Source organism: Nocardia sp. NPDC004168, assembly GCF_040610355.1.
Classification (GTDB): Bacteria; Actinomycetota; Actinomycetes; order Mycobacteriales; family Mycobacteriaceae; genus Nocardia; species Nocardia sichangensis.
Genome location: NZ_JBEXME010000012.1, coordinates 162,969 through 176,102 on the forward strand (window position 1 = coordinate 162,969; position 13,134 = coordinate 176,102).

At 59.7% G+C, this 13,134-nt stretch carries 7 protein-coding genes; 1 reads left to right on the top strand and 6 read right to left on the bottom strand.

What is annotated here, in order from left to right; translation table 11 throughout:
• Positions 1–73 precede the first annotated feature (73 nt).
• A complete protein-coding gene (locus ABZW96_RS22280) occupies positions 74–1,228 on the top strand; it encodes an IS110 family transposase (protein WP_355077303.1) in 1,155 nt (384 codons plus the stop codon).
• A gap of 304 nt (positions 1,229–1,532) precedes the next feature.
• On the opposite strand, the gene ABZW96_RS22285 is transcribed toward ABZW96_RS22280, so the two are convergent.
• The 6 genes from ABZW96_RS22285 to ABZW96_RS22310 all read right to left on the bottom strand — a co-directional run bounded on the left by ABZW96_RS22285 (position 1,533) and on the right by ABZW96_RS22310 (position 12,717).
• Complete coding sequence (locus ABZW96_RS22285) at positions 1,533–3,575, bottom strand: AIPR family protein (RefSeq protein ID WP_355077304.1); 2,043 nt, start codon at positions 3,573–3,575, stop codon at positions 1,533–1,535.
• Between the two features lie 293 nt (positions 3,576–3,868).
• Positions 3,869–5,392 carry an N-6 DNA methylase gene (locus ABZW96_RS22290; RefSeq protein WP_355077306.1) on the bottom strand — a complete coding sequence of 508 codons (1,524 nt, stop codon included), beginning with the start codon at positions 5,390–5,392 and terminating at the stop codon, positions 3,869–3,871.
• 98 nt (positions 5,393–5,490) lie between these two features.
• Positions 5,491–6,147 (bottom strand): hypothetical protein, encoded by a 657-nt coding sequence (locus ABZW96_RS22295; protein ID WP_355077307.1) that lies wholly within the window; start codon positions 6,145–6,147, stop codon positions 5,491–5,493.
• A 110-nt stretch (positions 6,148–6,257) separates the two neighbouring features.
• Positions 6,258–7,820, bottom strand: coding sequence for a class I SAM-dependent DNA methyltransferase (locus ABZW96_RS22300; RefSeq protein ID WP_355077309.1), 1,563 nt, complete (start codon positions 7,818–7,820; stop codon positions 6,258–6,260).
• Complete coding sequence (locus ABZW96_RS22305; RefSeq protein WP_355077311.1) at positions 7,817–9,196, bottom strand: restriction endonuclease subunit S; 1,380 nt, start codon at positions 9,194–9,196, stop codon at positions 7,817–7,819. The genes ABZW96_RS22300 and ABZW96_RS22305 overlap by 4 nt, the downstream gene beginning before the upstream one ends.
• Positions 9,193–12,717, bottom strand: a complete 3,525-nt coding sequence (locus ABZW96_RS22310; RefSeq protein ID WP_355077385.1) for a DEAD/DEAH box helicase family protein — start codon at positions 12,715–12,717, stop codon at positions 9,193–9,195. Before ABZW96_RS22310 ends, ABZW96_RS22305 begins: the two co-directional genes overlap by 4 nt.
• Positions 12,718–13,134 lie beyond the last annotated feature (417 nt).

The following is a 13,134-nucleotide window of genomic DNA, read 5'->3' on the forward strand; positions in this document are numbered from 1 at the left end:
CCCGGTCTGGGTTGACTCGCCGATGGTCTGGTCGCTGCGCTCGCTTCCGTCTGCGGCCTGACTCGACAGAGGGATGACGACCACGACGCTTCAGCGTCGTTTCTGGAAGTCGGCTTGTCGGCCGCGGTCCCTCCTGGTCCAACAGTCACGCAAGGAAGCCCGTCGGATGATCATTCTCGGTGTCGACCCGCACAAGTCGTCGCATACCGCCACTGCGGTCGAGGCGCGTGAGACGACGACCGTCGACACGATCAGGATCTCGTCCAGCCTCGACGAATACCGTCGGCTACTGCAGTGGGCTCAGCGGTGGACCGACCGATATTGGGCGGTCGAGAACGCCGATGGGCTCGGACACCATCTCGCTCAGTGGCTGATCGGGCAGGGTGAGCGTGTCGTCGATGTTCCACCTACCGCCACTGCCAAGATCCGTGCCCTGTCCCGAGGAGGCCGCCGCAAGAACGATCCGATCGATGCTGCAGCCGCGGCCTGCGCCGCAGCGATCCGAGGAGACAGCCGCCCGGTCGTCGTCGAGGGGCACACCGACGCGCTGGCACTGCTCGACGAGCGGCGCCACACACTCAACCGGCACCGCACCAGGCTGCTCAACCAACTCCACGCCCTTCTGCGGGAACTGATACCCGGCGGCGCGAAACGCTCGTTGTCGGCCACCGCCGCCGAATCCATCCTGCGCACCGTCATGCCCGGCACTGTCGCCGATCGCGTCCGTGTCCAGCTCGCGTGCGATCTCGTCGACGATATCCGCCGTTACGACAGGCAACTCAGCGACAACACCGCCCGAATGAAGCAGGTACTCGACGAACACGCCACGTCGCTGCCCGCCATTGTCGGCGTCGGGCCCGTACTCGCTGCACGGGTCCTTGCCGGCACCCGTGACCCCCGGCGGTTCCCCACGGCCGCGGCCTACGCGAACTACACGGGGACCGCGCCGGTCCAGGTCGCCAGCGGTAACTACGACCGACACCGGCTCTCCCGCTTCGGAAACCGAGATCTCAACTCAGCGATCCACTCGATCGCTGTCATCCAGATCCGAACCCGCAGCAGCGCCGGCCGACGCTATTACGACCGGAAACGTGAGGAAGGGAAAACCGCGCGGGAGGCCACCCGCTGCCTGAAACGCCAACTCGCTAGCGTCCTCTGGCGCACCATGATCAACGATCACCGAACACGCGCACATGCCCCAGATCGACAGGTCCCGTCAGCGGCTTGACAATACAGAGGGACCATCGACCACATTCCGCCGCCGGAAACCGGCCTCCAGCCAGCCGCCTCCACGCTGGCGTCACCAACGTCACGGCCTCACACAACTAGATGCCCGCACGTGGCAGCGAACGCCGGAGACGCGAAAATTGTCGTCGTCGGCATTGACGGCCTCGGCGACCTCACGCAGATTTACCTGCTCGGTCCGGCAAAGGAATGGCGGCCGGCCGTGTCGCGCAGTTTCTACTATCGGAGTCCTGGTTGCAATCACCGTCGTGTCCGCGACCAAGGAGCTTAAGTGTGGGGCCGACCTGCTAATCATCCTCCGACGGATCGCGACGCAGTTTAGCAGCAATGTCGGCAAGCGATCCCTCGTCCGCTAGGTACCACGATTTCGTCCCCTGCACTGCGACAGGGGCCTCGGTCCAACCTGCTTGTTCCCACATACGTAACACCAAACCAGTGGGAGAATACTGCTTGCCATCCGCCTCCCATAGGATGGGCCGACTTCTGTCAACGACCCAACTAGCTCGGGATCGGCGGGGATCCGACCGTATCCACTCTGCCATCGCGGCCTGTTCACGAGCGTTCAACGGCTGGTACAGCAGCGGGGTTCCCTGCTTCAGGTACACGGCATCGAGAATCACCGCAACGGCAGTTCGTGCTCGGGTCTTGGGCGACTGCTGCGGGGGCAAGTAATCCGCTGGGAGGGCTGGCGTCACCTCCTCACCACGCAGATGCGCAAGTACCCGGTCAGCCAAAGCACGGCATTTGCTCTCATCCGTAAAGGTTCTGGAAATGAACGACTTTCGATACGTAGAGTCATTCTCCGCTATGAGCCACAACAACAGCGCGGCGACCTGAGCACAGACGCGGCCGACGACAGCGTCCCAGTCCACCTCCGCATCTTCGATCTCGTCCGGCTCCACCAACCGAAAAGCCATATGCGCCAACAACAGGTTCCCGTATTCCGCGATGGAAAGCGCACGCTCACGCAGACTCTTCATCTCCGCTGCCAACGCATCGCGTACCGCGCGGTGCAGAAGCACACAACGCCAGATGTATAGGGCAGTGGGCTGGTTGCCGAACAACTGTGGATACGTCCCACCACGCCCCTGCTCCCAGAGGGTATCCATACTAGTCTTGGTACGCACTGCGAGCGCCGGATTTCGATGGGCGCAAGCAAGCGCGACCGCAGCCTCGACAACGGAACAACCTGCCTCACGGGCCGGCTCGCCATCACCTCGTTGGAACACATAGACGAGGTTCAGCGCAAGCATGAAATCGTCACGTATATGTCCCTGTATCGGATCAAGAGCAATAAAGTCGCGTGGCTCGATGTGATTTTGGGTATTGGTGCTTTCCGTAATTGCGCGACCGATCTCACCCGATTCCGCAGGCACTGAGATCACTCGGACCATAACATCGGCCCTGCACACCGTGTCGGGGTTACTCTCGCCTGCTCGATACGCCGCGTGCACTGTTTGGGCACCATTGACGACGACGGCGCCCTGCAACGTGAGGTCGACCGGCTGATCGAAGCGTGCGCTGCTACCATAGTAGCGAGTCCTTTGAATCTGCGAACACAGGATTGTAATCCCGTTGTTCATCGCCCAAAAGCTCTCTGGATCCTCCCGCAAGGTTCGAATCATCTTTTGGTTCACGGCAGTGAGGCCGAGAGCCTTACGCACGTTACCCTCGAAAAGGCGGTCACCGTGCTCGCGGTACCATCGAGCAAGATTGTCGACTGAAACAACACCGAAGTATGAATCCGCGAACCCATCTCTCGGCAACCAACGACTCATCGGCACGAACAGTTCGATCGGCGCCGGGCTCATATCTGACCGAATGAACTGCCAGAAATCCGAAACTGTCAGCACCTGGTGATGCAGTAATCTGCCATGCCCGTTGAAATACATGCTCGCCGCATCGAGCTCGTCTTGCACTTCCTCCTCGATACGGCCGTCGCCCATCATCGCCAAAACTAGGGTGACCTGAACCTTCGGGTTTTGAATCAATGCCTTGACACGGCCCGCCAATACGCCAAATTTTGGATTGAAACGCACAAAGCTCTGGTCTTCGATCTGCCGAAACCCAGAAATGAGATCCCTGACATACGAGGCCTTGATTCCGGCGTTTCCTTTATCACTCCACTTGGCCTGAATCAAGAACAGCTCCGGAGCGCCATCGCCGAAGCCGATTGCGTCAATCCCTTGATCTTTTCGCCCATCGATGACGCAGGCCGCCGCCGCATCGGATTCACATCCGACCAGCATCCGCACGACCAGCGCCGAGAGCGCCCGCGAAACAAGGCGAGCTTGCCGCTCTTGTGGATTCGTCGTCTCCACGTCCGACATGTCGATGCGCTCACTGAACTCACGGAGAATCGCTGACCGTACGTGGCCCACCTGAATACTCGAACTCGACTGCGCGGCTGACATCCACTCCCCATCTGATCATGACCGGTCCCGGCTCGGCTGCTCGATGCTACCGCAACCGCCGCTCGTGAATAGCTCTGTGTTCCAGAGATTGTCGCGCAGAAGGAACGCTCAACCGAAACGACATCGGCCACTTACGGCACTGCTACCGAGCACCGACATCCTTCACTGAACGGCCAACGTGGCCCTTGCCTGACCGATGTGCGACCGTGCTATTCAACTATCTCCAGGGCGTCGGCGATGGCCATGAACTCGTCATGCGCGGCTAGCAGCTCGTCAGCGATCTCGCGAGCGACCACCCCGGGAGCAAGTCGTACGTCAGCATCGTCGTAATCATCAATGGGCCAGGCGATATCGAAGTTGACCTTGTGGCGTGCAACCAGCTCCTTGTGCGAAATCGGCCTGAACCGACTGCTCTTCTTCCGCTCACTGCGGTCAACACCCGGCTTGAATTGCATAACGAAGTCATCGAGGTCGCTACGCTGCAAGGGTTTGTTCCGACCGGTGAAGTGCTGTCCGGTACGGAAGTCATATACCCAGATTTCGGTCGTTACCGGGGAGCCATCGGCGTGCGGGCTCTTCTTGTCGAAAAAAAGTACGTTTGCCTTGACTCCCTGTTTGTAGAATATCCCGGCGGGCAAACGCAAGAGGGTGTGTACATCGAAGTTCTGAAGGAGTCGACGCCGAATTTTCTCACCCGCTCCAGTCTGGTAAAGCAAATTGTCCGGGACGATGACGGCGGCCCGACCACCGCGATCCAGCAAGGTCATAGCGTGCTGGACGAGATTGAGGTGGGTGCTTTTCGTCGTCGTTACGAAGTCATCACGCTGATATGCCTTGCCTTCCAACTCATCGGCTCCATCGTTTCCCGGATCGCGTGACCGCCGACCGAACGGTGGGTCCAGCAGCACCAGCGACGCGTACGCGGACGGCTTATCTTCCAGCACGTCCTCGACCGTCACCAGTGCGTCACCGTTGACCCTACCGATACCATGCAGCAGCATGTTCATTACCGCAAGGCAGGCTCTTCGATCTTTGATCTCCATCCCCCGGATGGTCCCGGCCGAAAGCCTTTCCAGCTCGTCCTTGCTAATCATCGCGAGACGACGCGCTATGTACTGGTGCGCAGCGATCAAAAATCCGGCACTGCCGCACGCGGGATCGACGATGACGTCATCCGACCTTGGCTGCATAACATCGACAATCGCCTGGATCAGTGGTCGCGGTGTCAGGAAGTTTCCCGCCTCAAGGTTCTCGCCGACGCTCTTCTGCAGGAAATCCTCGAAGAGTCCGCCCAGAATGCGTGTCCCTTTCGGGTACCAATCGTGGCCGCCGACGAGGTCGACGATGAGCCTCTCCAGTAACGCGGGATCCCCGATGCGGTTCTGCGCCCTAGCATACACCGCGCCTGAGGTCCCTGAGCTCTTGGCGAGCTCACCGAGGACATGCCGGTATTGTCTCTCCAGATCATCCCCACGCCTGCCCCGCAACGTATCCCACAAACGCGCGGCATGGTGCGGTTGACCGGACAGCCCGGCATCGCGGTCCTCAGCAGCGAGCTTCATGAACAAGAGATAGGAGAACTGCTCAAGGAACTCAAGTGTCGACATTCCACGGCTCCCGAGCGAGTTGCGGTAGCCACGTACCTCATCGACCAGCTCGGCAAGCTCGTTCTCAGCAGCGAACACCCACCCACCGACCCCGCTCGGCTCATCCATCTCGACGATCCCCTCCATTATTCACCTGTAGCGCTTACCCTCTCGTGAACGAGCATAGGATAGCGCCGACCGACCGAACCATCGTTCTGCGGCCGCTATTGTTCGATGATCGAATCTCAGGGCGCTCCAGGACCTATCACGGCAGCGATCGCGAGGGCTATACGCTCGATCCAGGCAATCGCATCCGATGCCTCGCTGGCGGTGATATCGCGCCGATTGCCAGTCGGATCCAGATCCGCCTCGTGCGCGATCTGGTTGCGGCGCTTGAGTATTTCCTCGTGCCGGGCCCTGATCGTATCCGCGGTCCAGCCCACGGCGCCGTGATGCCGGAGTCGAAACTCCTTCGCGACCTTGCCCCAGAGATCACCATCGTCGTAGACAAGCTTCAATGCCTCGGCGATCTTCTTCGGGTTCTGCAATGCCTGATAGGACCACGTCCGCTGTACCTCCTCGACCACCGCCGCACTGAGCAACGTCTTGCCGAGTCGAATGTCCTCGACGGCCGCCAACGTCAGCGGTAGCTTCTGCAGTGCTATCGGCACGCTGGAAGTGTTGTCAGCCAGAACCCTCACTCGCGAATAGATCTCCTCGTGCAGCCAGTGGTCTAGCGCCGAGACCGCCTGCACCCACGCCGCGCGGTGCAGATCACCAACATCGAATGCCCCCGCCTTCAGGTCAGCCAGGGACTGCCCGGCCTTTACCAGGTCGCGCGCATAGTTGATGTTCGATGAGAACACCCTGAACTGTTGGGTCTTCGGCCCGGCCAGACTCACTGCTGATCCCCACTCACTGGCTCTACCCCGGTCGCGTTGTGCAGTCGCCGATCCTGTCCAGCAATTCCTACCACTGAATAAGCTTGCACCTCAAGGAAATTAGGAGATGACTACGCGGCGTCGTCCGTGTCGACGGTTGCGACGGCGCCGGTCTCGCCCAGCGCTTCGGCGATGGCGGCGAACTCGGACAGCGCGGACTGCAACTCCTCGACAATCTCCTGTGCGATCACCGCAGGTGGTAGGAACGTATCCGATTCTGCAGCCGCCGAATCCTCTTGCCAAGTGATGTCCAGGTTTACCTTGTCGCGGACGATGAGCTCGTCATAGGTGAACGCCTTGAAGCGGTCCGATTCCTGACGCCTCGACCGGTCTTCGCCCACTCTATAGCTGGCAACAAAGTCGTCGAGGTCCGCGCGCCGCAAGGGTTTCGCCTTGAGCGTGAAGTGCTGGGCGGTCCTGAAGTCGTACACCCACAGCTTATCCGTCAACGGTCGGCCATCAGCCCGCTGGTTCTTCTTATCAAAGAACAGCACATTCGCTTTCACGCCGTTCGCGTAAAAGATCCCCGTCGGCAGACGTAGCAGAGTATGCACGTCGAAATCCCGGAGCAGCCGCCTACGAATCTTTTCCCCTGCACCCCCCTCGAATAACACGTTGTCCGGCAAAACCACCGCAGCCCGACCCCGTATCGCCAACAACGACATAATATGTTGAACGAAGTTGAGCTGCTTGTTGGTAGTAGTCGAGCGGAAATCATCCCGGGAATAGGCGATGTCTCTACCATCGGCCCTATCGCCCTCGCCGAATACCGTGATTGAGGATTTCTTGCCAAATGGCGGATTAGCAAGAACAACTGTCGCGTGCTCGGTCGGCTTGTTACGCAAGGCATCGTCCACGGTGATCAACGATTCACCATCGGAGCGACCTATGCCGTGCAACAACATATTCATCGCTGCCAGGCGCGCCGTTCCCGGTACCAACTCTACACCGCGTATGGCCCCGGCGACATGGTTGACCTGAGCCCGACTCATGCCGTCGAGGAAATTATTCCGGATGTACTCGTGCGCCGCGATCAAGAACCCGCCCGTCCCGCATGCGGGATCCACTACCGTGTCATCCGGCGTGGGCCGAACAACGTCGACCATCGCCTGAATCAATGCGCGCGGCGTGAAATACTGCCCAGCACCGGTTTTGACGTCCTCAGCACCTCGCGCCAAGAGGCCCTCGTAAGCGTCGCCTTTCACGTCGACGCCCTGCGCCTGCCAGTCCTGTTTATCGATAAGATCAACTACCAACCGCCGTAGCTTTGCCGGGTCGGTGATTTTGTTCTGCGCCTTCGTGAAGATGGTGCCAAGCATTGTGCTTGGTTTCTTGCCCAACTCACTCAGCACAGTTCGATAGTGACGCTCAAGCTCCTCACCTTGCTTCACCACAAGGGAGTCCCAGTCGAGTCCTGCCGGCACGATCGCCCTTGGATCGTCGCTGAGGTCCGCCTCGTGAGCCTCCTTTGCGATCTTAAGAAACAGCAGATACGACAGCTGTTCCACATAGTCGATCGTCGACAGGCCATCGTCGCGGAGCACATTGCAGTAGTTCCACAGCTTCGCCACAAGCGAATTGACCGCAGCATCACTGCGAGCAGAGCGTGTGGGCACGATCGTCTCAACTGTCACAGCGGTAACTCCCCTTGCACTCCAAGCGGCACCGCACGCGGCGCACCCGTTTTCGGTCGACGGACCCCCATCACCTTAAACTTCGAGTCCGACATCGCACTGACACGAGCCAGCAGTCGCGCGACGGGCTCGTCACCGGGATCCTGCGGAACGAGCTGACCCGTAAACGCCTTTTTTAGTAAGGAAGCGCGCAGACTTTCCGCTCGCTCGAGTGCTGCGCGCAGCCCCGTCTTCAACCGCTCGACGTCATCCAATCGATCCATTGTCGTCGCCACGATGGCCTTCTGTTCCGTAAGCGGCGGCACCGGAAACTCGACAGACTTGAACCGGCCAGCCGACAGATGCGCAATATTCGTGGTGATCCGAGTCTCTTTGAGGAACCGCCGAGCGTGAAGGTGGCGACGAAAAACCAGCAAAGCCCACTCCGGTTCGATGCCGTCCCTAGCCCGAAACCTTAATAAACTATTGGTGAACGCGACCTCTTCCGGAAAGCCGCGGTACATTGCGGGACGACCCAGATATTCGGGACTCTGCCCCTCATTCAGAAGTATGTCACCCGGCCGCAGTTTAAACTTGGCGAAGATCTCATCCGGAAAATCCATTTGCATGATATCTGAAACGTCGAACCGGTCCTCGAAAACATTCGCCACCCGCAGATAGGGGCGCATGTTCGGGCCAGTGTGCCAGTTAGGATGCCGCTGCCTTCCGAGATCAACAATGCCCGCATCGGCAACAGTCAATAACTTCCAATTATCCCGCCCTTTTGTCGGGACAGCATCAACGATGACAGACTTTCTGAGTTGCTCCGCTTTGCGGAGCCCCAACTCAACACCAGATTCCCCCACATCTAGTCTCGACAGACTATCTTCGAGCACCTCGACGATGCGTTTCTGCTCAGCTAGCGGGGGAATCGGAATTTTAAGTTGCTTCAGTGCCGTAGTCTCAATCGAGGCAACAGTTGTTCCAGCTTTACGGCAGTTGTTCAAAATTACTCGTTCAAGATTCCTAAGCGCCCACGTCAACCATCGCGAATCTATTCCCGCAAATGGCACAATCGCCTTCATATCTTGATTCAGGGCGGTTTCGAACCGAACTAGCGAAACCGGAAACTTCCGTTCGAGAATACCAGACCGCACAACAAAAACAACTGAGTTTGGCGGCACGAGTTTGGCCGATGACCGATCCAGCGCGACCGCGGTAATACGGTCCCGAGTTCCCAGGATGGTGCCACCACTCATATCTTTCGGCGAAAGCCACGGCACAGTCCCACCGGTCCAAAACAACGGATTAGATTTCGATGGGGTGCCGCCACCGTACCATGTTCCCAGATCGGCCAGGGGAATACTGGCCCAACCCTGTGGTAGCGCCTCGCTCAAGCCAGTTCCTTATCCAATTCGTTGATCAGCTCCCGCGCCCGGTCGCGCCCACCGAAGACCCGAACCAAGCCGACTGGTCCGCCGCGCTCGGCAAAGGTCACGTCATACCGCACATCGTCCACGCTCACCCCTACTCCCCGCGCGACCGTGTCGCGAATCCGTTCGAGCCACCACAACTGATCGTCGTTGAAGACTACGCCGACCTGTCGTTGGCGCAACAGCCAGGCATGGAAACGCTCGTTTACCACAGTGGCGTAGGGACGGAGGTCGGCGTCGAGGCCGAGTTCGTAGCGGATCAGCGACACCAGATCGGGTATCCCAGCCTCGCGACCTTGAGCGGCGGTCTTCTCAAGGGCTTCGTAGGCGTCCCATAGCGCGTCGGGCGTGAACGAGTACGGCGAGTGCCGAATCTTGCTGGCGATCTGCTTCAACGCTTCCCAAGCTCCGCGACCGCCTCCGCCACGTGGCCCGCCAATTACTCCGATGGCCGCGATCTCGTCGCGGTTCTTCTCCAGGAAACTGTGCCAGGACTGGATCCGCTCGGCCGCCCGGTCCGCGGCGGTCGTCACCAAGACGGCGCGGATTTCATCCTTGGTGGTTTCGTCGTAAGTGATGTCATACTCACGCCTGATCATTACGATCCTGTCCCGGTATTCGGGGTTGGCGGTGAGTGACGCGACCGACTCCACGACCAACTGGCGCGCCCTCTTGCGCCCCGCCTTTTCCTGGGTATCGGGATCCGTGGCCTTGACGATTCCGCGCGCCAGTTCGGCGAGCGTGACGCCGCCCACAGCCGCGAGTTCTTCGCGGTCTTCGTCACTGATGCGACGGTCGAGTCGGGAGATACGGCCCGCGAGTTCGCGCGCCTCGTCGGCAGTGATGGCACACGAGGCAGCCTTGTCCATAAGCTTCTTCATCGATAGCCGCCTCTCGCTGTCTCCGGACAACGGCGCGGACAGCGGATCAGCATCAACCAACGGGGACTCGGTGACGCCCACCGCGTCGAGAAGCAGGAATTGGTCTTTGCGGGTGCGTTCATCGGCTTCGGGCGTAACCTCAGCGAGTTCAACAGGATCGAGGGTTCGGGAGCCACGCCCTTTCATCTGCTCAAACAACACCGCGGACTTGATTTGCCGCAGGAAGATCAGACACTCCAATGCCCGGACGTCGGTGCCGGTTGCGATCATGTCAACGGTGACAGCGATACGCGGCGTGACACTATTGCGAAGCTGGTTGATCAATTCCTCGGGGTCGAGCCCGGCATGACGCACCTTGTAGGTGATCTTCTGGACGAAGTCGTCCCCAGCTTCCGGAAATACTTCCTGCGTGAGCCGGACGATGTCTTCGGCATGATTGTCATCGGCGGCGAAGATCAAAGTCTTTGGCACCACCGCACGATCCGGGAACCAGGTCCGCCAATTGTCACGCCAGACCACGAGAACCGTTCTAATGTGGTCTTCGGCGATGACCGATCTACCTAATTGCGTTGGGGTATAAGTGAAGTCGTCCTCGAGCTGTTCGAGACGTTGAGCACGCGTGCGGCGATCTCTGCGGCGCACCGTTGTGCCCTCATCGATGATCGAGCCTTCTTCGCCGATTTTGGTGGACAGCCGCACAGTCTGGAAGTCCACGTTCACACCGTCGGCAACCGCCATCGGATAGGTGTACTCGGATACAAGATTCTGCCCGAAGAATCCGAATGTCTGCTTTGTCGGCGTCGCGGTCAGCCCGACCATCGGTGCGTCGAAGTATTCGAGCACCCCGCGCCACAGACCATAGATAGAGCGATGACACTCGTCGATGATGATCAGATCGAACGATTCCGGCGGGACGTCTTGATTATAGCCGACTTCCACCGGGCGATCGGCATCGTAGGAGTCGTCGAACGTATCCTGCTCGTCATCGGTGGCATCGTTGTTGACGACCGACTCACCGCGGAGCAAGGCATACATCTTCTGGATAGTGCTGATTACCACTGCAGACGACTGGTTAATCCCCCTACCCGAAAGCCGTTCCACGTTATAGAGTTCAGCGAACCTTCTTCCGTCATCGGGCGCGGTATAGCTATGAAACTCCTTCAACGCTTGACGTCCGAGGTTGTTGCGATCAACCAAGAAGAGCACCCGACCAGCCTTGGCGTGCTTGAGAAGCCGATACACTTCGGTGACTGCAGTGAAGGTCTTGCCAGCGCCGGTGGCCATCTGGATCAGCGCCCGTGGGCGATTGTCGGCGAGTGATTTTTCTAGACCGGCGATCGCCTCGATCTGGGCCAGCCGCAATCCGCGGGTGTCCAGTTGGGGCAAGGTCCTCAGTCGGGCACGATAGGTAGGCACCTGCGGCCTCTCACGAGTCTGCGACATCCACCTGTCGATGGTTTCGGGACGATGGAAGGAGAACATGGCCCGGCTGGTGGGCACCGGGTCGAGCCGGTTGACGAACATCGTCTCCGCACCGGTACTGACGTATCGGAAGGGGAACGGCTCTTCTCGCTTCCACAGCGCCAGTGTGTATTCCGGCTCGACACCTGCTGCGTAACGAAGGGTTTGAGCCCGTGCGGCGGCAAGAGTCTCGCCTTCACGCTTTGCTTCAACAACTCCGACAATGCTGCTACCGACGTACAGCACGTAGTCCGCGCGCCCCGTTGCGAGAGGGAATTCGCGGACGGCCACACCTTGCGCAGCAGACGGATTCAGCGCGGTGAAGTCCTGCAGCACCCATCCGGATTCCGTGAGCATCCGATCGATGACGCGGCGCGCTTCGACCTCGTTGAGGGGAGCCGGTCGCATCGCACGCTCGACCAGCTGCTCACGCTCACCGACCGAAATCTTGGCAGGCGTTTCCTGAGCCGCGGCGATGGTTTGCTCATGGACCGCTTTCAACCGTTCGATCTCGACGTTCAGTTCCGCATTCTGAGCACGCAGCTCTTCCTGCGCGAGACGTGCCTTCGCGATCTTCGATTCGGCCTCGACCTGCGCTCGTTCCCAAGCCAGCACGATATCCGCCTGTTCCGACAGACGCAGATGTGCTTCGGTAAGGGCTAGCTTGTGCTCGTCGAAGGCTTGCTTCAGCGCTTCATGTTCGGCCGGATCGAGGGTTTCGGCCTCGACCGGCGGAACGAACTCGATCACCGCGCGGTCATCGGTGATGACCCGGTAGTACCAGGTCCCGAGCGCGAAGGCTGACCGTAACGAGTTGAGTGCGCGCTGCCGATCGAAACTGTGCGCGTGTGCGGCATCGTTGCCGGCCTTGCGTAAGACGGTGAACGCCTCTTCGACCCGGGCGGTCAGCAACCCGGCCTTCCGTAGCCGATGCAACCGCGCCACCTGCGTAATGCCGTTCTCCAAATGGAGACCGGCTTGCGTGGCCAATAGCTCGGCCAACACCTCCCCGAACTGTCGCGTATGAACCAGCGCGCCGTTCGCATCGGTGTATACGTTGGCCTCGGCCTGCGCTCCGTAGATTGCGAGCAACGCACTGTGGTCGAACAGGCGGCCGAAGTTAGGAGACGTCCTCGCCAGCATCGTCAATCGCGCGTCCACAAGCCCCTGCCCCTACTCGATCCTGATCATGCACAGTCTGCTTCCCGCAAAGATGCTACCGCGCAGGTTCGCAGAATCCAGCGGCTGGCGACATCAGCGCCACACCTGACACCTGCACTGTCCACGAGACTGACAAAGGCGTTCGGGCGCGTCTGGTAGCCGTGAATCCACGAACGGTCGACGACTCCACTTCAAATGCCCGTGATCTATTAGCGCACTTCCATCCGCCAGGGACCAAGGTACCTACCGCCGTTGGATAGAATCAGCTCGCGACGGCTATCGCCCATGCCTGAGATTCTCGACGCCCTCGTCGCTTGCACCTCACGATCTGCGCGTCGGGAACCTCATCAGCGGAAACCCATATCCGCCTCTACGCGGCATACGAAGCCGAATCGCTTG